The organism is Streptomyces sp. NPDC017056 (genome assembly GCF_044332485.1).
Classification (GTDB): Bacteria; Actinomycetota; Actinomycetes; order Streptomycetales; family Streptomycetaceae; genus Streptomyces.
On sequence record NZ_JBIRPD010000020.1, the window covers coordinates 106,955 to 130,660 of the forward strand.

Sequence of the window (23,706 nt, forward strand, 5' to 3'; positions counted from 1 at the left end):
GAGGCGGCCGCGGGAGCTCACTCCTCGACCATCAGCCCCTTGCGGAGCTTGACCAGCGTGCGCGACAGCAGCCGCGACACGTGCATCTGAGAGATGTTCAGCTCCTCGCCGATCTCCGACTGCGTCATGTTGGCGACGAAGCGGAGCGAGAGGATCTTGCGGTCACGCGGGGGCAGCTCGGCGATCAGCGGCTTGAGCGACTCGACGTACTCGATGCCTTCGAGGCCGTGGTCCTCGTAGCCGATGCGGTCGGCCAGCGCGCCCTCGTTGTCGTCCTCCTCCGGCTGGGCGTCCAGCGAGCTGGCCGTGTAGGCGTTGCTCGCGGCCATGCCCTCGACGACCTCCTCGTTGGTGATGCCGAGGCGTTCGGCGAGCTCGCTCACCGTGGGGGACCGGTCCAGCTTCTGCGCCAGTTCGTCACCGGCCTTGGCGAGGTCGAGGCGCAGTTCCTGCAGGCGCCTGGGGACCCGTACCGACCAGCTGGTGTCGCGGAAGAAGCGCTTGATCTCGCCGACGATGGTCGGCATGGCGAACGTCGGGAACTCCACGCCGCGGCTGAGTTCGAAGCGGTCTATCGCCTTGATCAGGCCGATGGTGCCGACCTGGACGATGTCCTCCATGGGCTCGCTGCGGGAGCGGAACCGGGAGGCCGCGAACTTGACCAGGGCGAGGTTGAGTTCGACCAGGGTATTGCGGACGTACGCGAATTCGTGGGTGCCTTCCTCCAGCGACTCCAGGCGCTCGAAGAGGGTCTTGGAAAGGGCCCGCGCGTCCAGCGGCCCCACCTCGTCGTACGGGGGGATCTCGGGCAGTCCGTCGATCTCCGGAATTCCCGTCGCGCCCGGTTCGGACGATTCGGATGCGTTCTGCGGGGAATGAGACTGTTCGGACTGGTCGGGCAGGGTGGCCTCGGACAGGACGGCCTCGGTGAGGGCGGCCTCCGCCAGGGGGTCTGACAAGGGAGTCGACGACGCGTTCGCCGTGGTGTCTTCGGTGCGCAATTCGTCGAGCCGGGGTGACATGTTGTCCTCCATCGTTCTCGGCATATGGCTGCCGATGCCTCTACGTGAAGCTGCGGTGTGCGGCGCCTCCAAAGCCGGCCGTTTCGAATGTGTCCTTCTACGCCTACCTGGCTTTGCCGGAAGATGGCAAGTGCGTGTTGTCCGGGTTTGATGGAAATTGCGTACTGTTCGGGTACCGGCTGTGTGTATTGAAGGCGTAGTGTTCGGTCAGCGCAGTCGTAAGCAATCAGACGCCGAGACAGCAAGAGGGGTGCGCACGCATGGACCGCGGGACGGTCGGCAGTGCCAGCCGGGGACGGCTCAATGTCGCGATCCGGCATCAAGGTGCCAGCGCGATCGTGACCGTCGCTGGTGAGCTGGATCACCACACGGCGGAGCTGTTGCGCGAAGCACTCGAAGGCTGTGTCGCCGACGGGTTCGCGCGACTGGTCGTCGACTGCTCGCCACTGGAGTTCATGGACTCCACCGGGCTCAACGTCCTGCTCGGCGCCCGCCTGAAGGCGGAGGCCGAAGGGGGCGGGGTGCATCTGGCCGGAATGCAACCGGTGGTGGCCCGGGTCTTCGAGATCACTGGTGCGGACGCCGTCTTCACGGTGCACGACTCCCTCGACACGGCTCTCGCCGACTGACGGTGGCGGCGCCGGCAGGGCACTTCGGGGGGTTCCTCCCGAACACGTTGCCCGCGTCACAACTTCCGTACCCAAGAAGTGGGTGTTCTCACGGTCCCGTCGGGCAGGAGACATCTGAATCTGTTGAATCTGTCAGGTAACCGCTATCCGTGAAATGGCGAATCGGTGAGGTGAAGCGCTGATGAGCACCACCCGGCCGTACCCGCCGGGCGACCTCGGCCCGGAGCCGGGCAACGCCGGCGCTCCCTCCGCCTCCCCGGCTGCCGCGCCGGCCGGCCAGATCCGCAGGCTGCGCCTGTCGGGTGTGCAGGGAGCCGTCGCGCGGGCCCGTGACTTCGCCCGGCAGGCACTCCACGACTGGGGCTGGCTGCCGGCCGACGGCGCCGACCAGCGGGCGGCCGCCGAGGACGTCCTGCTCGTCGTCTCCGAACTGGTCACCAACGCCTGCCTGCACGCCGAGGGGCCGGAGGAGCTGCGGCTGCGCGTCAATGCCAAGGTGCTGCGCCTCGAAGTGACGGACCTGGGCGCGGGCTCGCCCGCGCCGCGCACCCCGCACCGGGCCGGGCGGCCCGGCGGCCACGGCATGTTCATCGTGCAGCGGCTGTGTCTGGACTGGGGTGTCGTACGCAACCCGGACGGCACGGGCAAGACCGTGTGGGCGGAGCTCGCGGCTCCCTCTTAAGGGCCCCTGGTCAGGGGCCCTTGTTCGCGCCGTCCCACGGGGGCGGCGCGCGTTGCGCGGGGTCGTCGCGCGACCCTGTGGCCCTCGATCCTGTGGCCCTCGGTGTACGGCTGACGGCAGGGCGCATCGGCGTACGGGCCCGCCCTTGGCGCGCCCCCGGCCCCTGTGTACCTAGGGCTGATCCGTAAGCACGCCCCAGCCCCGCTACGCGTCTCAGCCCTGTTACGCGTCCCAGCCCTGCTACGGGTCCCACGCCCCTCTCGCGCCCCGCGCCGTACCGATCCGGCCTGTTCTTTGACTTCCCTCGGCAAGGTCCCCGGCGTACCTTGAGCGACCGATCTGATGTGCCGTCAGTAACATCGGGCGGCGCGCAACCCGCGAGAAGGGGAACTCAAGGTGGCCCGCTTCTACGAACAGCACGCCACGCGCCCCCGCCGCGCGGCCGGCCTGGCCGCGGCCGTGGCGCTGACGGCGGGGTCCGTGGTCCTGCTCGCCGCGCCGGCCGCGCAGGCCGATGTCGTGGACGTCAACTACCAGTGCAAGACGCCGATCGGTAACAAGGGCGCGGTCTCGCCCATCGACATCAAGAGCACCCGCAGCGGCAGCGCGTACCGGCTCGTGATGTCGTTCCAGAAAGGCGTCTCCTCCAGCCCCGTCGAACTGGGCGCGGGCGCCATGAAGCCGAGCGCGCTCATCAAGCTGGGCGGCGCGGAGAGCGGCACCGTGCCCGTGTCGGGACCGCCCAACGACAAGGCGATCCCCGCCAACACGCCCATCAAGATCAGTGACCTGAGCGGGACGTACACGCCCAAGCAGAGCGGCAAGGTCACCTTCACCGCCTCCACGCTCACCATCAAGGCCCTCGGTACGACCACCACCTGCACCCCGGTGAACAACCCGAAGCCCGCGCTCTCCCTGGACGTCAAGGCATCGGGCGGAACGGGCGGGGGTACGGGCGGAACGGGTGGTTCCGGCGGTACGGGCGGGGGCGATTCCGGCGGTTCCACCGGAGGGACCGGCGGCGGTTCCGGGAGCACCGGGGGATCGGCGGGCACCTCGGGCGGCGGCGAGCTGCCGCAGACCGGCCCGGCCGACTCCGCCGTCGCCCTCGGCACGCTGGGCGGCACGGTGCTCCTCACGGGCGCGGCGGGCGTGCTCTGGCTGACGCGGCGCAACCAGAAGCGCGCGTAGGTCCCGGACGGTGCAGGGACGCGGCACGCGCTCCCCGCCCGCCGGCGCTCCCGCCCGCGTACGAGCACAGCACGAGCACCAGCCCCAGGAGCCGCCGATGCCGTCCCGTACCCGCGCGGTGGTCACCTGCGCAGTCCTCGCGACCGCCGTCGCCCTGCTGTGCCCGGCCGGCGCGTCCGCCGCGCCGGCCACGGCCCCGGAGGGCGCGCAGTGGTCCGCCGCGCCGGCTTCCGGCGGCGCTCGCCCGAGCGCCCAGGACCGCCCGTACTTCTACCTGGAAGGCGCGCCCGGGGCGGTCCTGGAGGACAGGCTCTCGCTCACCAACCCCACCGGCAGGACGGTGGCGCTCCGGCTGCGCGGCGGGACGACGGGGCCGGGTGGCTGGATCTCGACGGCGGCGGAGCGGGTACGGGTGCCGCCGCGCACCCGGGCGGACGTGCCCTTCACCGTGACCGTCCCCGGGGACGCGGTGCCGGGCGACCACACCGCCGCGATCGTCGCCGAGGGCGGCGGCAAGGAGGCCGGTGTCCGGGTGCACCTGAGGGTGACCGGGCCCGCGCTGGCCGCGCTGAGCGTCGAGGACGTGTCGGTGGAGCGCGAGGAAAGCGCGGCGGTCATCCGGTATGTGCTGGTCAACCGAGGTAACACCACGCTCGCGCCCCGGCTCGCGGTGCACGCCGACGGCCTCTTCGGCCCGGCCCTGCGCCGCGCCGCTCGGGCCCTGCCCGTCACCTTGCCGCCGGGCCGCAGGGTGGCACTGACCGAGCCGTGGCCCGACCCGCCCGTGCTGGACTCGGTGAACGTACGGCTGACGGTCACAGCCGCGGGCGGCGCGCGCGGGACGGCTGAGGCCACGTACACGTCGGCGCCGTGGGCCGCCGCCGCGCTGCCGCCCGCAGGGCTGCTGGCGGGCGTGGCGGCGTGGCGCGTGCGGCGGCGCAGGCGGCGCGCGGGGAGTGGTGGCACGGGCCCTGGCGCCGGTACGAGCGCGGGGCGCAGCCGGCCCCGAGCGCCGCGCAGAGCCCCCCATACGCCCGCAACCCCCCGTACGTCCGTCCCCCGTACGCCCGCGGCCTTCACCACCCTCCTCGCCCTCGCCCTCACCCTCTTCTGCGCCCTGCCCGCGCCGGACGCGTCCGCCGCGGCTGCCACCTCCACCTCCGATCCCGCCATCCAGGTGTCCCCGCAGGAGGCAGGCAAGGGCGGCACCGTCACCGTGACCGGCCGGGGGTGGCGGCCCAAGACACTCCTGACCCTGCTCATCTGCGGACAGAACATGATCGGCGGCACCAACGCCTGCGCCAACGGCGACGGCCGCGCCGTGACCACCGGCCCGGACGGCTCCTTCCGCAAGGCCCTCCCGGTCGCCGAGCCGCCCAAGCCCTGCCCGTGCGTCGTCCACGCCGCGACGGTGACCGGCCGGGCCGCCACCGCGGACGCCGCCTTCCGGGTCGCGGGCCACCCGGTCGCGCCGCTGCCCCAGGAAGACTCCGGCGGGCGGCTGAGCGTCCTGGCCCCGCCGCGCCTGGAGGGCTCCAGCGGTCTGCTGACCTGGTTCGGCGCGCCGGCCCGGCGCGACCTCGTGCTGACCGTGGGCAACCTGGGCCCGTCCCCCGCCAAGGACCCCGTCTTCCAGGTCGGCACCTCGCACGGCGTCTACGCGCCGCAGTGGGAGGAGCGGCAGTGGCGGGGCACCGTGCCGGCCGGGCGGAAACAGCAGATCAGACTGCCGGTGGAGCTGCCGTCCGGCGCGCACGGCGACTACCTGGTGTCGCTCAAGTACGGCGGCAAGGTACTGGCCGAGCAGCCCTGGGGCGTCGGACGGCCGTGGGGCGTGACGCTGTTCTGGGTCCTGCTGTGCGTCGTCGTGCCGACCGCGGTCTTCCGCGCGGGCATGGCGGTCGTCGACCGCGTACGGCCGCGCCAGGGCGCCGTTCGTGCCCGCAGGCGCGCCCCCAAGCCCCGGCGACCGCCCCCGGCGGACGGCGAGGCCGCCGCCACCCTCCCGTGGTTCACCCCGGACACCGCACCGTCCGCCACCACGTCCACACCGGACGACCCGCCGACTTCGAAAGGGTCCACGTGATGAGGCAACGCAGGAGAGCGAGCGCGGGCGGGGCCGCCCTGGTGCTCGCCGGTGCGGGAATCCTGGCGGCCGCGGGGCCGGCCGGGGCCGCGGAGGCGGCGTACCGGACCGAGTGCGTACCGCCGCCGATCTCGGGGCTTCCCGCGATCCAGGGCACCACCAAGGTGGCGGTGACCGCGCCCGCGACGGCGAAGGTCGGCGACGAGGTGGAGGTGGTCTGGAGGACGGTCGAGGCCGCTTCCGCGAATCCCGGCGTACTCGACTGGGCAAGGACACCGTGCAGCCCAGCGGGAAGATCACGGTGGGCGGCGCGCAGAGCGGCGAACTGGGCGTGCGGGGGCCGCGGCAGAACCCGCCGATCCCGAAGAACAGCCCGATGAAGCTGTCGGACATGAAGGGCACCTTGAAGCTGGACAAGCCCGGCGAGGTCACCCTGACGCCCGGCTTCTACAACATCAACGTCAACAAGCCGATCTCCACGGACACGAAGTGCACGCCCAAGGAGGTGGTGAAGCCGGCCGCCACGATCAAGGTCACGGACGGCGGCGGCACGAGCGGAGGCAGTTCCACGAGCGGAGGCGGCACGACCGGCGGAGATGCCGGTGGCTCGACCGCCTCCGGTGGCTCCAACGGAGGCGGTGGCGACCCCGGCGGTACCTCCTACGAGGGCCGGCAGGTCCCGGTCCCGTACGCCTGCAAGACGCCCATCGGCGACAAGAAGGCCACTTCCCCGGTGCGGATCGACGCCGTCAAGAAGGGCGGCGGCTACGGCCTGACGGTGACGTTCGCCAAGTCGGTGATGGACAGCCCGGCCGACATCCCGGCGGGCGCGGTCAAACCGTCCATGGACGTCCGGGTCGGCGGCGCCGACAAGGGATCCGTCAGGGCCGAGGGCCCGGCCAACAAGGACCCCGTCAAGTCCGGGCAGCCGATCACGATCCCCGATCTGAAAGGCACCTACACGCCGGGCGCGACCGGCAAGGCGACGCTCACGCCGGGCGTACTGACCGTCAACGCGCTGGGTACGACCACGACGTGCACCCCGGAGAAGGACCCGGGCGTCTCCCTCACCCTGGACACCACGGCCCAGCAGGGCGGCACCTCGGGCGGTTCCACGGCCGGCGGCGGAACGGGTGGCGGCACCGGCGGGAACACGGCGGGCGGCGGCGCCGCGGGTCCGGCGAGCGCGGGCGGCACCTCGGGCGGTCTCGCGGAGACCGGTGCGGACGACCGCGGCGGCCTGCGCGCCCTCGCCCTCGCCGCGGGTACGGCGGTGCTGCTCGGCGGCGCGGTGTTCGCCTTCACCCCGTGGCGGCGTACGCGGCGGTGACCGCCCCCGGGTACGCCGGAGGGCCCGGCACGCTCGGTGCCGGGCCCTCCGGTTCGCTGCGACGCCGCCGTGTCCGGCTAGCGCACGTCGCCCATCTGCGCGTTGATCCGCTTGCGGTTCAGGTAGATCGCCACACCGGCCAGCGTGGCGAGCGCGGCTTCCGCCACCAGTACGCCGACGCCGCTGAGGTCGGCCCCGGCGATGCCCAGGAGGCTGACGACGCTGTCGCCCGCGGTGTTGGCGAGGAACCAGACGCCCATCATCTGGCTGGCGTACTTCACCGGGGCCAGCTTCGTGGTCACCGACAGGCCGACCGGGGAGAGGCACAGCTCACCGATGGTCTGCATGCAGTACACGGTGATCAGCCACATCGGGCTGACCTTGTCGCCGCCCGAGGACATCATGATCGGGACGATGAAGAAGAAGTACGAGGCGCCGATGGCGACCATCGCCATCGCGAACTTCACCGTGGTGCTCGGCTCCTTGCCGCGCCGGGCCAGCGAGAGCCACATCGTCGCGAAGACCGGGGCCAGGGCGAGCACCCACATCGGGTTGACGGACTGCAGCCACGTCGAGGGGAAGCCCAGACCGAAGATGGTCTTCGCGGTGTTCTTCTCGGCGAACAGGCTGAGCGTGGAGCCCGCCTGGTCGAAGATCATCCAGAAGGCGGCGGCCGCGACGAAGAACCACAGGTAGCTGCTGACCTTGCCCTGCTCGGACGGCGTCAGCTCCTTGTCCCGCTTGATGCGGAACAGCACCGCGAACGGGATGGCGATGCCGATGACGCCGATCGGGACCAGCGCCCAGTTGAGCGTGAAGTGGCCGGTGCCGGCGACGATGCCGTAGAAGACGACGGCGACGCCCGCCCACAGCAGGCACTTGCGCAGCCAGCCGTTGCGCTCCTCGGCCGTCAGCGGGGTCGGCACCTGGCTGCTCTTCGCGTCCAGGTGCTTGGTGCCGAACAGGAACTGGGTCAGGCCCAGCGCCATGCCGATCGCCGCGAGCGCGAAGCCCAGGTGCCAGTTGATGCTCTGGCCGACCCAGCCGAAGAGCAGCGGGGCGACCAGCGACCCGAGGTTGATGCTCATGTAGAAGACGGTGAAACCACCGTCGCGGCGCGGGTCCTGCGGGCCGTTGTAGAGGTGTCCGACCATCGTGGAGATGTTGGACTTCAGCAGGCCGGAGCCGCAGGCGACCATGGCCAGGCCGACGAAGAACGACGGTCCCGGGATGGCGAGCACCACGTGACCCGCGATGACGACGGACGCACCGACGATGACCGTCTTGCGGGGGCCCCAGACCCGGTCGCCGAACCAGCCGCCGGGCATGGCGAGGAGGTAGACCAGGGCCATGTAGACCGCGTAGATCGCGCTCGCGCTCGCCGCGGTCATGGCCAGGCCGCCACCTTGCGAGCCGGTCTCCGCGTCTGCGCCTCCCGAGATCAGGTAGAGGACGAGGAGCGCCCTCATGCCGTAGAAGCTGAACCGCTCCCACATCTCGGTCATGAAGAGGGTGGCCAGTCCGCGGGGGTGGCCGAAGAAGGTCTTGCCGCCGCTGGCAGGGTTCCCCTGCGCGGCCGCGTCCTTCGTCAGGCTGGACGCCATGGTGCTTCCTAGGTGTGCTCGGGACGCCTGTGGGTGACCGCAGCGCGCCCGGGTCGGCTGACCGGCACCGGCGTCACGCTGCCCACCCCACGTCCCTGGGGGTCGACGCCACTGGAAGAGGAATCGGCAGGACATTCGTGACACCGGGATCCACGCCCCCCGTGCTGCTTGCGCGGTGGACCCGGTCGACAGGTCGTTCACTGTGTATCAGGGCTGGTGGTTCCAGCCCCGCACACAACAGGGACCGATGACCTCGTTCGAGAGTCACTGGTCCCATGGCTGTGCTACGGACGTTGGGACACCATACGTCCAGCGACCCCGCGGTTGGGGCCAGTGAGACAACGGTCACATGTGTGACCGGGAACCATTGGAGGGGTCACGGGCGAGGCGGGGCGCGTACCCCGCCGTCGCGCGCCGGTCGCTTTCCGGCCGCCGCCACCCCGTACGCGCGGCGTATTCCGGGCGGCTCCGGGCGCACCGGCCCCGGCCCGTGAAGGTACGACATCGGACTACCATCGGCCCATGACCCGTGTACTGCTCGCCGAGGATGACGCGTCCATCTCGGAGCCGCTCGCCCGCGCCCTGCGCCGCGAGGGTTACGAAGTCGAGGTGCGTGAGGACGGACCCACGGCGCTCGACGCCGGTCTCCAGGGCAATATCGACCTGGTCGTCCTCGACCTGGGCCTGCCCGGCATGGACGGCCTGGAGGTCGCCCGCCGGCTGCGCAACGAAGGCCACTCCTTCCCCATCCTGGTCCTGACCGCCCGCGCCGACGAGGTGGACACCGTCGTGGGCCTGGACGCCGGCGCCGACGACTACGTCACCAAGCCCTTCCGGCTCGCCGAGCTGCTGGCCCGCGTACGGGCCCTGCTGCGCCGCGGTTCGACCGTGGAGCCGCAGCAGCCGCCCGCGACGCACGGCGTGCGGATCGACGTCGAGTCGCACCGCGCCTGGATGGGGGACGACGAACTCCAGCTCACGGCGAAGGAGTTCGACCTGCTGCGGGTGCTGGTGCGCGACGCGGGCCGGGTCGTCACCCGCGACCAGCTGATGCGCGAGGTCTGGGACACGACGTGGTGGTCGTCCACGAAGACGCTGGACATGCACATTTCCTGGCTGCGCAAGAAGCTCGGTGACGACGCGGCGAACCCGCGCTACATCGCCACCGTCCGCGGCGTCGGCTTCCGCTTCGAAAAGAGCTGACCGCCGCCGGGCGGGAAGAAGTAGAAGAACCAACGCATCCCGCCCGGAGGACACCGTGCGCCGCCGTCTGATCAACTCCACCCTCGCCGTGGTGCTCGTCGTGATCGCCGTCTTCGGCGTCTCGCTCGTCATCGTCGAGACCCGCACCATCCAGTCGGGGGCGCAGGACAGTGTCGCCGCCGAGGCCGTACGGCTGGTCGGCATCGTCGAGAGCCGGCTGGGCAGCGGCGAGAAACTGACCCCCGAGATCCTCTCGGAACAGATCACGGCCAAGCGGTACGCCGAGATCGAGGTGCCCGGCAGGCCGCGCATCGAGATCGGCACCCGGCCCGCGGGCGACGTCATCGAGTCGACGCAGCACGGCGACCGCGGCGAGACGGTCACGGTCCAGGAGCCGCGCTCCGCGGTCAGCGCCGAGATCGGCCGGACGCTGCTGGTCATCCTGGCCGTCGCGATCCTGGCGATCCTGGCCGCCGTGGTGCTCGCCGTCCGCCAGGCCCGCCGGCTGACCGCGCCGCTGACCGACCTCGCCGAGACCGCCGAACGCCTCGGCTCCGGCGACCCGCGCCCGCGCCACCGCCGGTACGGGGTGCAGGAACTGGACCGGGTCGCGGACGTGCTGGACGCCAGCGCCGAGCGGATCGCGCGGATGCTCACCGCCGAGCGCCGGCTCGCCGCCGACGCCTCCCACCAGCTGCGTACGCCGCTGACCGCGCTCTCCATGCGGCTGGAGGAGATCACCCTCACCGACGACCCGGACACGGTGAAGGAGGAGGCCACCATCGCGCTCGGGCAGGTGGAGCGGCTGACCGACGTCGTCCAGCGGCTGCTGACCAACTCCCGCGACCCGCGCTCCGGCTCCGCCGTCGCCTTCGACCTGGACGAGGTGGTCAAGCAGCAGGTCGAGGAGTGGCGCCCGGCCTACCGCAGCGAGGGCCGGGCCATCGTGCGCTCGGGCAAGAAGGGGCTGCGGGCGGTCGGCACGCCAGGGGCGGTGGCCCAGGTGCTCGCCACCCTGATCGAGAACTCGCTGATGCACGGGGACGGGACGGTGGCGCTGCGCACCCGGGTCACCGGCAACCAGGCGGTCGTCGAGGTCACGGACGCCGGCCGGGGCGTGGCGCCGGATCTCGGTTCGCGGGTCTTCGAGCGCACGGTCAGCGGCCGCAACTCGACGGGGCTGGGGCTGGCGGTCGCCCGTGACCTGGCGGAGGCGGACGGCGGCCGGCTGGAGCTCCTCCAGCAGTACCCGCCGGTCTTCGCGCTGTTCCTCGCCCGCGAGGCGGAGCCGCCCGCGGAGTGAGCGGTCGCCGCGCTACTTGCGGGCCCGCTCTGCGGCGGCCGCGCTCGGCGCGCGCTCTGCCTCTGCCTGTGCGCCTTCGGCCAGGAAGGCTTCCGCGGTCGCCACGGCCTTGCGCGCGGGCAGTGCCCTGAACACCCAGGTGCGGTAGGACCAGAAGCGGAAGAGCGTGGCCAGGCCGATGCCGAAGAACTTGAAGAAGTTGCTCTGGAGCGGGGTGTCCCAGTGGAACCCGTAGGTCGCCACGTACAGGGTGCCGTTCTCGATCACCAGGCCGATGACGCTGAAGAGCAGGAAGAGCGTCAGCTCCTTCGTGCGCCCGCTCTTCTCGCGCTCCCGGTAGGTGAAGTAGCGGTAGCCGAGGTAGTTGGTGCCGGTGGCCACGACGGTCGCCACGATGCTGGCCCGGACGACGGGCAGCTCGGTGAGGTGCCGTACGAGGTTGAACACCGCGAAGTTGACGAGCACCCCCGCACCGCCGACGGCGCCGAACTTCACGAATTCGCGTGTCAGCGCGTCCAGTCGGGCCCGCAGTGCGCTCCGTTCACTCATAGTGATCGTTCAGCTCCTGATGGTGGGCGTTCTTGGGCGTCTTTGTGCGGTCGTCAACGTGCATCCGCTCGCTCATGCTAACCAGGGGACCTGTGGGTTGCCTGCCATCCGGGGGCGCGGAAGCGGTCGGAATTTGTCAGTCCACGGACACCTGAAACCGTCTGGTCCTGGTGTTTTCGTCCTGCTCGTCGGCCTGCGGAGTGCCGCAGCGGAAGCAGTACTTAAGAGTAACCTCGGTGCGTCCGGCGCCCCGGGCCCTGAAATCCACGTAGCGGATGCCGCCCGAACCCGCGCGTACCGGTTCGTCCGGGACGTAGTGGCCGCCCGTCTCCTGCAGTATGGCCGGATCCGGCTTCGGTGCCGCGAGAACCCATCGGAACCCCGTCGAGGGGTTGTCCTTGAGGCGGATCGAGAACGGTGTGCCGGAGGTGACCGATATCTCGCGGTCGCCCTCGTCGAAGACGACCGGTGCGGTCAGCAGCGTGACCACCGCGTACCCGGCGGCGATCAGGGCCAGCACCGCGACGACGACCCCAACGGTCCGGGCGGGCCGCGCTGCGCCGCCGTCGTTCATGTGTCCCCCCTCCGCGGGCGCGGCGAGCCTACCGTCCGGGGTGATCTTCGGGGGCCGTAAACCACCAAGCTGGCGCACTTGCGTTCGTACGTTCATCCAAGGGGGCGACGGGGCGGAGCGGGCGGGCGGATACCCTGGGGGCGTGACGTTCCCGGTAGTCGGCATGGTCGGTGGCGGTCAGCTCGCCCGTATGACCCACGAGGCGGGCATCCCCCTCGGCATCAGATTCAAGCTCCTCAGCGACACTCCGCAGGACTCGGCGGCCCAGGTGGTCAGCGACGTCGTCATCGGCGACTACCGCGACCTGGACACGCTGCGCGCCTTCGCCCGTGGCTGTGACGTGATCACTTTCGATCATGAGCACGTGCCCACCGAGCACTTGAGGGCCCTGGAGGCCGACGGCATCCCCGTCCGCCCCGGCCCCGACGCGCTGGTGCACGCCCAGGACAAGGGGGTGATGCGCGCGAAGCTGGACGCGATCGGCGCCCCCTGCCCCCGGCACCGCATCGTCGCCGACCCGGCGGACGTGGAGCGGTTCGCGGAAGAGGGGGAGGGCTTCCCCGTCGTCTTGAAGACGGTCCGCGGCGGCTACGACGGCAAGGGTGTGTGGGTCGTACGATCCTCCAAGGAGGCCGCCGAGCCGTTCCGCGCCGGAGTGCCGGTTCTGGCCGAGGAGAAGGTCCCCTTCGTACGGGAACTGGCCGCCAACGTCGTGCGCTCGCCGCACGGCCAGGCCGTCGCGTACCCGGTCGTGGAGTCCGTCCAGGTCGACGGCGTCTGCGACACGGTCATCGCGCCCGCGCCCGGCCTCCCGGAAGAGCTGTCCGGCCGGGCCCAGGAGCTGGCGCTGCGTATCGCGCGGGAACTCGGCGTGGTCGGCCACCTCGCGGTCGAGCTGTTCGAGACCGCCGACGGCCGCATCCTGGTCAACGAGCTGGCGATGCGCCCGCACAACTCCGGCCACTGGACCCAGGACGGCGCGGTCACCTCGCAGTTCGCCAACCACGTCCGGGCCGTCCTCGACCTCCCGCTCGGCGACCCGCGCCCGCGCGCCAAGTGGACGGTGATGGCCAACGTCCTCGGCGGCGATTACCCGGACATGTATTACGCGTACCTCCATTGCATGGCACGGGACCCGCAGTTGAAGATCCATATGTACGGAAAGGACGTGAAGCCCGGCCGCAAGGTCGGACACGTCAACACCTACGGCGACGACCTGGCCGACGTGCGCGAGCGCGCCGCGCACGCCGCCGGTTATCTGCGAGGAACCATCACCGAATGACAGCGAGCACTTCCCCCACGGTCGGCATCGTCATGGGCTCCGACTCCGACTGGCCCGTCATGGAGGCCGCCGCCAAGGCCCTCGACGAGTTCGAGATCCCCTACGAGGTCGACGTCGTCTCCGCCCACCGCATGCCGCACGAGATGATCGCGTACGGCGAGCAGGCCGCGGGGCGTGGCTTGAAGGCGATCATCGCGGGCGCCGGGGGCGCGGCCCACCTGCCGGGCATGCTCGCCTCGGTCACCCCGCTGCCGGTCATCGGCGTGCCCGTACCCCTCAAGTACCTGGACGGCATGGACTCGCTGCTGTCCATCGTCCAGATGCCGGCCGGTGTGCCCGTCGCGACCGTCTCGGTCGGCGGCGCCCGCAACGCCGGACTGCTCGCCGCCCGCATGCTCGCCGCGCACGACCCCGAGCTGCAGGCCCGGATGCGTGAGTTCCAGCAGCACCTGAACGAACAGGCCACCGAGAAGGGCAAGCGGCTGCGCAACAAGGTCGCCTCGCCGGCCTTCGGGTTCGGGAGCGGCAAGTGAGCGCCTCCCTGGAAGCGGCCCGCGCGCTCCTCGCCGAGCACCCCGTCGTCGACGGCCACAACGACCTGCCCTGGGCCCTGCGCGAACAGGTCCACTACGACCTCGACCGCCGCGACATCGCCGGTGACCAGACCGCCCACCTGCACACCGACATCCCCCGGCTGCGCGCCGGCGGCGTCGGCGCGCAGTTCTGGTCGGTGTACGTACGGTCCGACTACGCGGGCGACCAGGCGGTCAGCGCCACCCTCGAACAGATCGACGTGGTGCGCAGGCTCGCCGCCCGCTACCCGGACGACCTGCGCCTGGCGTACACCGCCGACGAGATGGAAGCGGCCCGCGCCGACGGCCGGATCGCCTCCCTGATGGGCGCCGAGGGCGGCCACTCCATCAACAACTCGCTGGCCACCCTGCGCGCGCTGTACGAACTGGGCGTGCGCTACATGACGCTCACCCACAACGACAACATCGACTGGGCGGACTCGGCCACCGACGAGCCGCGCGCGCACGGCCTCACCGCCTTCGGCCGCGAGGTCGTCCGCGAGATGAACCGCCTCGGCATGCTCGTGGACCTCTCGCACGTCTCCGCCGACACCATGCGCGACGCGCTGGACACCAGCGTCGCGCCGGTCGTCTTCTCGCACTCCTCCGCCCGCGCGGTCTGCGACCACCCGCGCAACATCCCGGACGACGTGCTGGAGCGGCTGCCCGCCAACGGCGGCATCGCGATGGCCACCTTCGTGCCGAAGTTCATCCTGCCCGAGGCCGTCGACTGGACGCTGCGGGCGGACGCGAACATGCGCGCGCACGGGCTGCACCACCTGGACACCACCGCCGAGGGCATGGCCGTGCACCGCGCCTTCGAGGCGGCGAACCCCCGCCCGCTCGCCACCGCCGCGACCGTCGCCGACCACCTCGACCACATGCGCGAGGCCGCCGGCATCGACCACCTCGGCATCGGCGGCGATTTCGACGGCACCGCCTTCACGCCCGCCGACCTCGCCGACGTGTCCGGCTATCCGAACCTGGTCGCCGAACTGCTCGACCGCAACTGGTCCGAAGCCGACCTGGCCAAGCTGACCTGGCAGAACGCGGTGCGCGTGCTGCGCGGCGCCGAGGACGTCGCGCGCACCCTGCGCGCGGAGCGCGGCCCGTCCATCGCGACGATCGAGCAGCTGGACGGCTGAGGCGCCGGCCCTGAGGGACGCGCATCCCCTGACGGGCGCGCACCTCCTGAGGGGCGCGCATCCCGCCGCAACGCGAAGAGGGGCCGGACTCCGCGGAGTCCGGCCCCTCTTCGCTCGTCGGATCAGGCCTGCGGACGGCCCAGCGCCCGGTACGTCCAGCCCGCCTTGCGCCACAGCGTGGGGTCGAGCGCGTTGCGCCCGTCCAGGATGTGCGGCGTGGCCACGACCTCGGCCAGCGCGGCCGGGTCCAGCTCGCGGAACTCCCGCCACTCGGTCAGGTGCAGCACCACGTCGGCGCCGCGCACCGCCTCCGCCGCCGTGTCCGCGTACCCCAGCGTCGGGAACACGCGCCGCGCGTTCTCCATGCCCTTGGGGTCGAACACCGTCACCTGTCCGCCCTGGAGGTGGATCTGACCGGCGACGTTGAGCGCGGGGGAGTCCCGTACGTCGTCCGAGTCGGGCTTGAAGGTGGCGCCCAGGACGGCCACCCGCTTGCCGAGGAAGGACCCGCCGACCGCCTCCCGGGCCAGCTCGACCATGTGGCCGCGGCGCCGCATGTTGATCGAGTCGACCTCGCGCAGGAAGGTCAGCGCCTGGTCGGCGCCCAGCTCGCCGGCGCGCGCCATGAACGCCCGGATGTCCTTGGGCAGGCAGCCGCCGCCGAAGCCGATGCCGGCCCGCAGGAACTTCTTGCCGATCCGCTCGTCGTGGCCGATCGCCTCCGCCAGCTTCACCACGTCGCCGCCGGCCGCCTCGCACACCTCCGCCATGGCGTTGATGAACGAGATCTTGGTGGCCAGGAAGGAGTTGGCGGCGGTCTTGACCAGCTCGGCGGTGGGGAAGTCGGCCACGACGAACGGGGAGCCCTCGGCGACGGGCTTCGCGTAGACCTCGCGCAGCAGCTCCTCGGCCCGGCCGCCGTCGACACCGACGACGATGCGGTCCGGGTGCAGCGTGTCCTGTACGGCGAAACCTTCCCGCAGGAACTCGGGGTTCCAGGCCAGCTCGACGTCCTCACCGGCCGGCGCCAGCTCCGCCAGCCGCCCGGCCAGCCGCGCCGCGCTGCCCACCGGCACCGTCGACTTGCCGACCACCAGCGCCGGGCGCCGCAGCAGCGGGGCCAGCGACTCGACGGCGGACTCGACGTACGACATGTCACAGGCGTACTCGCCGTGCTTCTGCGGCGTGTTGACGCACACGAAGTGCACGTCGCCGAAGTCCGCCAGCTCCTCCCAGGAGGTCGTGAAGCGCAGCCGGCCGCTGGCGCCCTCGATGCCCGCGACGTGCGCCCGCAGCAGCTCCTCCAGGCCGGGCTCGAACATCGGGGTCTCGCCCCGCTCCAGCATCGCGATCTTCGCCGGGTCGATGTCCAGCCCCAGCACCTCGAATCCCAGCTCCGCCATGGCCGCGGCGTGGGTCGCGCCGAGGTAGCCGGTGCCGATCACGGTGATCTTCAAGGCCATGGATGCTCCAGGTGCTGACGGGAAATGCTGCGCAGCCTGAGCATAGTCCGGGCGGTGCCGAGCGGTTTCGGCCCGGTGGCCGAGATCCGCTCGGGTGCTGTCGGCTAACTCACGTACCCCGCCCGCCGCGCGGCCCCTAGAATTTGGGTTACTTAACGGTAGTTAGCAAGTAGCCAGCTCTCAGGGGAGTGAGAAACATTGGCGGGAACCGCTGATTTCGATCTGTACCGGCCGTCCGAGGAGCACGACATGCTCCGCGAGTCGGTGCGCTCGCTCGCCGAGGCGAAGATCGCGCCGTTCGCCGCCGCCGTGGACGAGGAGGCCCGCTTCCCGCAGGAGGCCCGGGACGCGCTGACCCTCAACGACCTGCACGCCGTGCACGTACCGGAGGCGTACGGCGGCGCCGGCGCCGACGCGCTGGCCACCGTCATCGTCATCGAGGAGGTCGCCCGCGCCTGTGCCTCCTCCTCGCTGATCCCGGCCGTCAACAAGCTCGGCTCCCTGCCCGTGATCCTCTCCGGCTCCGAGGAGCTGAAGAAGAAGTACCTGGCCCCGCTCGCCAAGGGCGACGCGATGTTCTCGTACTGCCTGAGCGAGCCGGACGCGGGCTCCGACGCGGCCGGCATGAAGACCAAGGCCGTACGCGACGGCGACCACTACGTCCTCAACGGCGTCAAGCGCTGGATCACCAACGCCGGCGTCTCCGAGTACTACACGGTCATGGCCGTGACGGACCCCGAGAAGCGCTCCAAGGGCATCTCCGCCTTCGTCGTGGAGAAGGGCGACGAGGGCGTCTCCTTCGGCGCCCCGGAGAAGAAGCTCGGCATCAAGGGCTCGCCGACCCGCGAGGTCTACCTCGACAACGTCCGCATCCCCGCGGACCGCCTGATCGGCGCCGAGGGCACCGGCTTCGCCACCGCCATGAAGACCCTGGACCACACCCGCATCACCATCGCGGCCCAGGCCCTCGGCATCGCCCAGGGCGCCCTGGACTACGCCAAGGGCTACGTCCAGGAGCGCAAGCAGTTCGGCAAGCCGATCGGCGACTTCCAGGGCGTGCAGTTCATGCTGGCCGACATGGCCATGAAGCTGGAGGCCGCCCGCCAGCTGACCTACGCGGCGGCCGCCAAGTCCGAGCGCATCTCCGCCGGCGGCAAGGCCGAGGACCTCACCTTCTTCGGCGCCGCCGCCAAGTGCTACGCCTCCGACGCCGCCATGGAGATCACCACCGACGCGGTCCAGCTCCTCGGCGGTTACGGCTACACCCGTGACTACCCGCTGGAGCGCATGATGCGCGACGCCAAGATCACGCAGATTTACGAAGGCACCAACCAGGTCCAGCGCATCGTGATGGCGCGGAACCTGCCGTAACGCCCGGCAAACGCCCGGCACGCGAGAAAGCCCCCGCCGAGGCGGGGGCTTTCATTTTCCCTTTTTCCCTTTTCCGCCGTCCCGGCTACTCGTTCCCGCTCACCGTCACCGGCTCGTCGTTCTTCAACTGGGAGACCAGCTTGGCGACCTTGGCCTTGTCCCAGAGGAGGTTGCCGCCGCGGGTGCCGGAGACGGGCATGTTCATCGACTTGCCGTCGCCGCCGGTGACGCCCTTCATGGCGAAGAACATCGAGCCGAGGTCGAACAGGCCCATGTCCTTGTCGACGATCAGGGTGTCCAGGCCCGCGCCCAGCGTCGGGTAGAGCTTGAACGGGTTGATGATCGTGCCGGGAGTGGCCGTCTGGCTGGCGAGCGCGGCGAGGAACTTCTGCTGGTTCTTCGTACGGTCCAGGTCGCTGCCCGCGAAGGCGTAGCGGGTGCGGACGAAGGCGAGGGCCTGCTCGCCGTTGAGGGTCTGCTTGCCGGCCTGGAAGTCGGCGCCGGACTTCTTGTCCTTGAAAGCCTTGGGGATGTCCATCTCGACGCCGCCGATCGCGTCGACGATGTTGGCGAAGCCCGCGAAGCCGATCTCGACGTAGTGGTCGATGCGCAGCCCGGTGTTGTGCTCGACGGTGCGCACCAGCAGCTCGGGACCGTCCTCCGCGTACGCCGCGTTGAGCTTGGTGTGGCGGCCCTTGGCGGCGTACTTCTTGCCGGACTTGGAGCCGACGAACGAGGGGATCTCCACGTCCGAGTCGCGCGGCAGGGAGACCAGCGTCGGGCCGTTGCTCCCGTCGTGCAGGATCATCATCGAGTCCGTGCGCTTGCCCTCGGCGGAGCCGGTGTGCAGCTTCTTCTTGTCCTCGTCGGACATGCCCTCGCGGCTGTCGGAGCCGACGATCAGGTAGTTCGTGCCGTCGCCTGCCTCCGGGCGGTCGATGACCTTGCTCAGGTCGACCTCGCGGCGCAGCTTGCCGTCGGCCCAGAAGTAGGTGGCGACGGAGGTGACGAGGAGCACGGCGACGACCGTCAGGACGGTCCACTTGATGCGGCGGCCCCAGTTGGGCGCGGGGCGCGGGGCACGGCCGCCGCCCTGGCCGCCGCCGCGGCCCCCGCCGTACACCTGGCCGGTGTTGTAGCCGTCGTCGTGCCCTTGCCCGTAGCCGTTGCCGTACGGGTCCTGGCCCTGGCCCTTGTCCTGCCCCTGGTGCGGGACGCCGGGGCGGCGCGGCGAGAGGTGCGGCGGCAGCGGCGGCTCGGGCTGCTGCCCGGGGTTCGGGCCGGGGCCGCCGGGACCCCCGGGGCCGCCGCGCCGTACGTGCGGCATGGCGCGCGCGCCCTCCGGGTCGGCGCCGCTGCCGCGCCCGTACCGGTCTCTGTTGTCGGACCCAGGCCACTCGTTCATGGGGGAAGTCTGCCTGTAGTACGGGCCTGTCATACAGGGCGGGTACGGGATCGGGCCGTCGCTGTTGCAGAGCTGATGCAAAGTGACGCGGGGCGTCGCTTGCGGAATCCGTGCGTAGGTGTCGATTCCGGCATGTTGCCGCTGGTCAGGGAGGAGAAGGCGCATGGGGGCGCGCGCGGAGGTGTTGTGACACGGCCAGGAGTGCGGGGGGCGTGAGGGCGGGTGCCAGGGAGGGGCGTGCGGCCCGCGCTTAAGGTGGGCGCATGACCGATCTCGTCACCACCGGCCCGGAGGGCGACCTTCCGGGCAAGCCCACCTCGGCGTCGCGCACCACCCTCAGCCACATCATGACGGCGGGGGACACCAATCTGCTGGGCACCGTGCACGGTGGCGTGATCATGAAACTCGTCGACGACGCGGCGGGCGCGGTGGCCGGGCGCCACTCCGGCGGTCCCGCGGTCACCGCCTCCATGGACGAGATGGCGTTCCTGGAGCCGGTGAAGGTGGGCGACCTCGTCCACGTACGCGCGCAGTGCAACTGGACCGGCCGCTCCTCCATGGAGATCGGCGTGCGCGTCATGGCCGAGCGCTGGAACGAGTCCACGCCCGCCACCCAGGTCGGCTCGGCCTACCTCGTCTTCGCGGCCGTGGACGAGGAGGGCAAGCCGCGCCCCGTACCGCCGGTCGTCCCGGAGACCGAGCGCGACAAGCGCCGCTACCAGGAGGCCCAGATCCGCCGCACCCACCGCCTGGCGCGCCGCCGCGCGATCAAGGAGCTGCGCGCCCAGCGGGCCGCGGACGGCATCGCGGAATAGGGGCGCCCCCGCCGGCGGGCACCCCGGTCACGGCCCCGGCTCGGGCCGGGTGAGCGTATGCGTCGCGTCCTCGTCGGCCGCCCGCCGCCCTTCCCAGACGAGGACGCGGGCGGGGTGCGGCGGGGCGGTTTCGGCGAGGATCTTCTCCGCCAGGGCGGCCTTGCTGCCCAGGGCGCGTTCGACAACGGACAGGCCGGCGCCGCGCTCCGCCCACGCGTCGTCGGCGAGCACGTCGACACGCCAGGTGTAGCGGACCCGTTCCCGCAGGATGCGGTAGACGTACGACGGGGTGACCGCGAGGTCGCGGGCGATCGCGGTGGCTTCCCTGCCGTCCTCGGCTGCTTCCAGGACGAGCCGCGGCAGCGCGGCCTCGGTGATCTTGTAAGCGCGACGGATCCGCCCCGCCTCGGCGAGGGTGAGGGTCTCCGCACTGAATCCAGGGCCGGCGGCCGGGGAGGGGCCGGGGGTGTCCGGTGTGTTGTGGCCGGGCAGGGAGCGGAGGAACTGCTGGGTGACGGCGGTGACCTGGTCGATGAGCCATCGGTCGCTGAGTCATGCTCGTTTTTCGCCCATGGCCGGGGAATGTACTCAGTACACAGCGTTCCGCACAACACGGTTCACTCCGTGTGCGTCGACCCCGGGCACCCCGCCTCGTCGCCGGTCAGGGTGGCGAACTCGCCCGAGCCCGACGGCTGGGTGGGGTCGTCGGAGCGGACCTTGCGCACGGCGGTGAAGTCCTTGCCGACGGTGACGCGCAGCACCGCGCCCTGGCCGGGGACCTGGCGCAGGGCGGCGCCCGGCAGGGCGGCGGCGAGCGAGCGGACCGAGCGGTTCCAGCGCGGGTCGTAGGCGATCACGGTCCGCCGTACGCGGGCGGGGGCGTTGCCGGCGGTGCCGGTGGTGTCGAAGCCGGTGGCGCGCAGGGCCTTGTCGACCGCGCGGCCCAGGCCCATCCGGCCGGCGCCGTTGTCGACCTGCACGCGGATCGTGGCCGGCGGTACCTCCACGACCGCCGCGCGCTGCCGGCCGGGCTTGCGCACGGCCAGCGGCCGGTCCTCGCGCAGTGCCCGGAAGAGCTTCTGCGCCTTGGCCTCGTTCCACTTCACGGTCGAGCCCACGTTGGGCACCTCGAAGTCGATGTCGCCCAGCGGCACGGAGGCGAACTCGGACGACGACGGGTTGAAGCCGCGCAGCGCCTGCCCGAGGTCGACCATCTCGTCGGCGCCGAAGCCCTCGTCGGCCCGTACGGACTCCAGGAGCGCGTCGGTGATGTCCTTGAGCTTGACCGGGTGCAGCAGGGCGCCGGAGCTGGTGATCTTGTGCATGAGCGCGGCGAGGAAGCGCTGCTGGCGCTGCATCCGCCCGAGGTCGGAGGCGCTGTCCAGGTGCCGGGCGCGGACGTACTGGAGGGCCTGGCCGCCGCTGAGCTGCGTGCGCCCGGCGGGCAGGTCCAGGCCGGTGTAGCTGTCCTTGAGGGGGCGGGTGGTGCAGACCTGCACGCCGCCGACCGCGTCCACCGTCTTCATGAAGCTGGTGAAGTCGACCTCCAGGTAGTGGTCGATGTGCACCCCGGTCATGCGTTCGACGGTCCGGATGGTCAGGTTGGGCCCGCCCTCGGCGTACGCGGCGTTCAGCTTCAGGGGGTGGCCGTGGTGTCTCTGGCCGGTGGTCGCGTCGGTGTGCGGGGGTGTGACGGCGTAGGAGTCGCGCGGCAGGCTGACCACGCTGGCGCGGTCCCGGTCGGCGGACAGGTGCACCACCATGATCGTGTCGGTGCAGTGGCACGGCTCCCCGCCCAGCCGGTACCTGCGTTTCTCCTGCGGGGAGAGCTTGTCCCGGCCGTCGGTGCCGACCACCAGGAAGTTCATGCCGTCGCCGCCGCTGTTGTCCGGCCGGTTGCCCATGCCTTTGAAGGCGTCCACCCGGGAGATGCCGTCCTCGACGCCGGTGACCATGGCGTGCCCGATGCCGCCCGCTGCCAGCAGCAGGAGCGAGGCGCCCGCGGTGATGCGCAACCCCCAGCGGGGCCGCCCGTCCGGGCGCCGGTGACGAGCGGGCGGGCGGGGCGAGCGGTGCGCTGCGGGCAAGGGGGACACCTCCGCGGTGGGCCGGTCGGACGGGGTGGGGGCAAGGGGCGGGGCGGCTCCGTACGGGAACGGGTCGTCTGCGGGAGGGGACGGGGGTCCGGGGGCGGGGCGAAGCAGGGACGGGGAGGCCGCGGAACGGGACGGGACGGGTCGTTTACGGATGGGGACGAATCGTCCACGGATGAGGACGAAGCAGGCCGGGTCACCGTAGGCCCATATGATCGGCTGTAAAGCACCACACGCCGGGCACCGCTCCCAGGGCCACCCGCCTGCCGTCGGCCCCCGTCCCCCATACGCGGTAACGTGACCGCGATGAACGCCACGCCCCCGCAGCAGCTCCCGGCCGTCTCCGTGATCATGCCGGTGCTCAATGAGGAACGTCATCTGCGCAGCTCGGTCCAGCACATCCTGGAGCAGGAGTACGCCGGTGAGATGGAGGTGGTGATCGCGCTCGGGCCCTCGACCGACCGTACGGACGAGATCGCCGCCGAGCTGGTCGCCGAGAACGCCGGGAACGCGCGCGCCCGCGTGCTCACCGTGCCCAATCCCACCGGCCGCACCCCGGCCGCCCTGAACGCGGCGATCAAGGCGTCCCGCCACCCGGTCGTGGTGCGCGTCGACGGCCACGGCATGCTCTCGCCGAACTACATCACGACCGCCGTGCGCCTCCTGGAGGAGACCGGCGCGCAGAACGTCGGCGGCATCATGCACGCCGAGGGCGAGAACGCCTGGGAGGACGCGGTGGCCGCCGCGATGACCTCCAAGATCGGCGTCGGTAACGCCGCGTTCCACACGGGCGGCCAGGCGGGCCCGGCCGAGACGGTCTTCCTGGGCGTCTTCCGGCGCGAGGTGCTGGAGCGGCAGGGCGGTTACAACGAGGAGTTCATCCGCGCCCAGGACTGGGAGCTGAACTTCCGCATCCGCGAGGCGGGCGGGCAGATCTGGTTCTCGCCCGAGCTGAAGGTGCAGTACCGGCCGCGGCCCAGCGTCCGCGCGCTCGCGAAGCAGTACAAGGACTACGGCCGCTGGCGCCACGTCGTGGCCCGCTACCACCCCGGTTCGATCAACGCGCGCTACCTGGCGCCGCCGACCGCCGTGTGTGCCATCGCGGCGGGCATCGTGGTCGGCGCCTTCGTCACGCCGTGGGGCTTCGTCGTCCCGGCCGGCTACCTGGCCGCCATCGTGGCGGGCTCGGCTCCGGCGGGCAAGGGGCTGCCGGTGAAGGCCAGGGCCCAGATCCCGGTCGCGCTGGCGACCATGCACATGTCCTGGGGCTGGGGCTTCCTGACCAGCCCGCGGTCGCTGGCCAAGAAGGTCATCGCCAGCCGCCGCCCGGCGGTCACGGCGGAGCCGGTCGCCGCCGAATAGGCGCGAACGCGGACGAGCAGGGAAC

At 71.5% G+C, this 23,706-nt stretch carries 20 protein-coding genes and 1 pseudogene; 13 read left to right on the forward strand and 8 right to left on the reverse strand.

The window, feature by feature from the left end:
• Positions 1-17: 17 nt before the first annotated feature.
• The gene (locus ACH4OW_RS30765; protein ID WP_360126952.1) at positions 18-1,022 is read right to left on the reverse strand and encodes an RNA polymerase sigma factor SigF; all 1,005 of its coding nucleotides are present in this window, start codon (positions 1,020-1,022) and stop codon (positions 18-20) included.
• Positions 1,023-1,282: 260 nt separating this feature from the next.
• Between ACH4OW_RS30765 and ACH4OW_RS30770 the strand changes: the two genes are divergently transcribed.
• The 5 genes and pseudogenes from ACH4OW_RS30770 to ACH4OW_RS30790 all read left to right on the forward strand — a co-directional run bounded on the left by ACH4OW_RS30770 (position 1,283) and on the right by ACH4OW_RS30790 (position 6,940).
• Positions 1,283-1,651, forward strand: a complete 369-nt coding sequence (locus ACH4OW_RS30770; RefSeq protein WP_360126949.1) for an STAS domain-containing protein — start codon at positions 1,283-1,285, stop codon at positions 1,649-1,651.
• 181 nt (positions 1,652-1,832) lie between these two features.
• Positions 1,833-2,333, forward strand: a complete 501-nt coding sequence (locus tag ACH4OW_RS30775) for an ATP-binding protein (RefSeq protein WP_360126946.1) — start codon at positions 1,833-1,835, stop codon at positions 2,331-2,333.
• Between the two features lie 396 nt (positions 2,334-2,729).
• On the forward strand, positions 2,730-3,524 hold the full coding sequence (locus ACH4OW_RS30780) for an LPXTG cell wall anchor domain-containing protein (protein WP_398031067.1): 795 nt from the start codon (positions 2,730-2,732) through the stop codon (positions 3,522-3,524).
• Positions 3,525-4,641: 1,117 nt separating this feature from the next.
• Positions 4,642-5,610, forward strand: coding sequence for a hypothetical protein (locus tag ACH4OW_RS30785; RefSeq protein WP_398031108.1), 969 nt, complete (start codon positions 4,642-4,644; stop codon positions 5,608-5,610).
• Positions 5,610-6,940, forward strand: a pseudogene (locus ACH4OW_RS30790) (hypothetical protein). Before ACH4OW_RS30785 ends, ACH4OW_RS30790 begins: the two are co-directional and overlap by 1 nt.
• Positions 6,941-7,017: 77 nt before the next feature.
• Here the strand turns inward: ACH4OW_RS30790 and ACH4OW_RS30795 are convergent.
• On the reverse strand, positions 7,018-8,544 hold the full coding sequence (locus ACH4OW_RS30795) for an oligopeptide:H+ symporter (protein WP_360126937.1): 1,527 nt from the start codon (positions 8,542-8,544) through the stop codon (positions 7,018-7,020).
• 522 nt (positions 8,545-9,066) lie between these two features.
• Here ACH4OW_RS30795 and ACH4OW_RS30800 point away from each other — a divergent pair.
• On the forward strand, positions 9,067-9,747 hold the full coding sequence (locus tag ACH4OW_RS30800) for a response regulator transcription factor (RefSeq protein WP_360126934.1): 681 nt from the start codon (positions 9,067-9,069) through the stop codon (positions 9,745-9,747).
• Positions 9,748-9,802: 55 nt separating this feature from the next.
• Positions 9,803-11,050 carry an ATP-binding protein gene (locus ACH4OW_RS30805; protein ID WP_360126931.1) on the forward strand — a complete coding sequence of 416 codons (1,248 nt, stop codon included), beginning with the start codon at positions 9,803-9,805 and terminating at the stop codon, positions 11,048-11,050.
• A gap of 12 nt (positions 11,051-11,062) precedes the next feature.
• Here the strand turns inward: ACH4OW_RS30805 and ACH4OW_RS30810 are convergent, their stop codons facing one another.
• The gene (locus tag ACH4OW_RS30810; RefSeq protein WP_360126928.1) at positions 11,063-11,599 is read right to left on the reverse strand and encodes a GtrA family protein; all 537 of its coding nucleotides are present in this window, start codon (positions 11,597-11,599) and stop codon (positions 11,063-11,065) included.
• Positions 11,600-11,735: 136 nt separating this feature from the next.
• Positions 11,736-12,173: a protease inhibitor I42 family protein gene (locus tag ACH4OW_RS30815; protein ID WP_360126925.1), complete on the reverse strand. Its 438-nt coding sequence runs from the start codon at positions 12,171-12,173 to the stop codon at positions 11,736-11,738.
• Positions 12,174-12,336: 163 nt separating this feature from the next.
• Between ACH4OW_RS30815 and ACH4OW_RS30820 the strand changes: the two genes are divergently transcribed.
• Genes ACH4OW_RS30820 through ACH4OW_RS30830 form a run of 3 tightly spaced genes read left to right on the forward strand, consistent with a single transcriptional unit; the run spans position 12,337 to position 15,172 of the window.
• Positions 12,337-13,455, forward strand: coding sequence for a 5-(carboxyamino)imidazole ribonucleotide synthase (locus ACH4OW_RS30820; protein WP_360127326.1), 1,119 nt, complete (start codon positions 12,337-12,339; stop codon positions 13,453-13,455).
• Complete coding sequence (gene purE / locus ACH4OW_RS30825) at positions 13,452-13,988, forward strand: 5-(carboxyamino)imidazole ribonucleotide mutase (RefSeq protein WP_398031069.1); 537 nt, start codon at positions 13,452-13,454, stop codon at positions 13,986-13,988. Before ACH4OW_RS30820 ends, purE begins: the two co-directional genes overlap by 4 nt.
• Positions 13,985-15,172, forward strand: coding sequence for a dipeptidase (locus ACH4OW_RS30830; protein WP_398031071.1), 1,188 nt, complete (start codon positions 13,985-13,987; stop codon positions 15,170-15,172). Before purE ends, ACH4OW_RS30830 begins: the two co-directional genes overlap by 4 nt.
• A gap of 122 nt (positions 15,173-15,294) precedes the next feature.
• Here the strand turns inward: ACH4OW_RS30830 and ACH4OW_RS30835 are convergent, their stop codons facing one another.
• Complete coding sequence (locus ACH4OW_RS30835; RefSeq protein ID WP_360126916.1) at positions 15,295-16,635, reverse strand: UDP-glucose/GDP-mannose dehydrogenase family protein; 1,341 nt, start codon at positions 16,633-16,635, stop codon at positions 15,295-15,297.
• Between the two features lie 198 nt (positions 16,636-16,833).
• Between ACH4OW_RS30835 and ACH4OW_RS30840 the strand changes: the two genes are divergently transcribed.
• Positions 16,834-18,006 (forward strand): acyl-CoA dehydrogenase family protein, encoded by a 1,173-nt coding sequence (locus ACH4OW_RS30840; protein ID WP_360126913.1) that lies wholly within the window; start codon positions 16,834-16,836, stop codon positions 18,004-18,006.
• An 85-nt stretch (positions 18,007-18,091) separates the two neighbouring features.
• Here the strand turns inward: ACH4OW_RS30840 and ACH4OW_RS30845 are convergent, their stop codons facing one another.
• Positions 18,092-19,411 (reverse strand): LCP family protein, encoded by a 1,320-nt coding sequence (locus ACH4OW_RS30845; RefSeq protein WP_398031074.1) that lies wholly within the window; start codon positions 19,409-19,411, stop codon positions 18,092-18,094.
• 263 nt (positions 19,412-19,674) lie between these two features.
• Here ACH4OW_RS30845 and ACH4OW_RS30850 point away from each other — a divergent pair, with 263 nt between their 5' ends.
• A complete protein-coding gene (locus tag ACH4OW_RS30850) occupies positions 19,675-20,226 on the forward strand; it encodes an acyl-CoA thioesterase (RefSeq protein WP_360126907.1) in 552 nt (183 codons plus the stop codon).
• A 27-nt stretch (positions 20,227-20,253) separates the two neighbouring features.
• Here the strand turns inward: ACH4OW_RS30850 and ACH4OW_RS30855 are convergent, their stop codons facing one another.
• Both ACH4OW_RS30855 and ACH4OW_RS30860 read right to left on the reverse strand, forming a co-directional pair.
• The gene (locus ACH4OW_RS30855) at positions 20,254-20,457 is read right to left on the reverse strand and encodes a hypothetical protein (RefSeq protein ID WP_398031075.1); all 204 of its coding nucleotides are present in this window, start codon (positions 20,455-20,457) and stop codon (positions 20,254-20,256) included.
• Between the two features lie 386 nt (positions 20,458-20,843).
• On the reverse strand, positions 20,844-22,313 hold the full coding sequence (locus tag ACH4OW_RS30860) for an LCP family protein (protein ID WP_360126901.1): 1,470 nt from the start codon (positions 22,311-22,313) through the stop codon (positions 20,844-20,846).
• 312 nt (positions 22,314-22,625) lie between these two features.
• Here ACH4OW_RS30860 and ACH4OW_RS30865 point away from each other — a divergent pair, with 312 nt between their 5' ends.
• Positions 22,626-23,681 (forward strand): glycosyltransferase family 2 protein, encoded by a 1,056-nt coding sequence (locus ACH4OW_RS30865; protein ID WP_398031077.1) that lies wholly within the window; start codon positions 22,626-22,628, stop codon positions 23,679-23,681.
• The last annotated feature ends 25 nt before the right edge of the window (positions 23,682-23,706 follow it).

Coding starts and splice junctions, on each gene's coding strand:
- ACH4OW_RS30765 (WP_360126952.1), bottom strand. CDS start 1,022: ATGTCACCCCGGCTCGACGAATTGCGCACCGAAGACACCACGGCGAAC.
- ACH4OW_RS30770 (WP_360126949.1), top strand. CDS start 1,283: ATGGACCGCGGGACGGTCGGCAGTGCCAGCCGGGGACGGCTCAATGTC.
- ACH4OW_RS30815 (WP_360126925.1), bottom strand. CDS start 12,173: ATGAACGACGGCGGCGCAGCGCGGCCCGCCCGGACCGTTGGGGTCGTC.
- ACH4OW_RS30795 (WP_360126937.1), bottom strand. CDS start 8,544: ATGGCGTCCAGCCTGACGAAGGACGCGGCCGCGCAGGGGAACCCTGCC.
- ACH4OW_RS30810 (WP_360126928.1), bottom strand. CDS start 11,599: ATGAGTGAACGGAGCGCACTGCGGGCCCGACTGGACGCGCTGACACGC.
- ACH4OW_RS30850 (WP_360126907.1), top strand. CDS start 19,675: ATGACCGATCTCGTCACCACCGGCCCGGAGGGCGACCTTCCGGGCAAG.
- ACH4OW_RS30775 (WP_360126946.1), top strand. CDS start 1,833: ATGAGCACCACCCGGCCGTACCCGCCGGGCGACCTCGGCCCGGAGCCG.
- ACH4OW_RS30820 (WP_360127326.1), top strand. CDS start 12,337: ATGGTCGGTGGCGGTCAGCTCGCCCGTATGACCCACGAGGCGGGCATC.
- ACH4OW_RS30865 (WP_398031077.1), top strand. CDS start 22,626: ATGAACGCCACGCCCCCGCAGCAGCTCCCGGCCGTCTCCGTGATCATG.
- ACH4OW_RS30835 (WP_360126916.1), bottom strand. CDS start 16,635: ATGGCCTTGAAGATCACCGTGATCGGCACCGGCTACCTCGGCGCGACC.
- ACH4OW_RS30845 (WP_398031074.1), bottom strand. CDS start 19,411: ATGAACGAGTGGCCTGGGTCCGACAACAGAGACCGGTACGGGCGCGGC.
- purE (WP_398031069.1), top strand. CDS start 13,452: ATGACAGCGAGCACTTCCCCCACGGTCGGCATCGTCATGGGCTCCGAC.
- ACH4OW_RS30800 (WP_360126934.1), top strand. CDS start 9,067: ATGACCCGTGTACTGCTCGCCGAGGATGACGCGTCCATCTCGGAGCCG.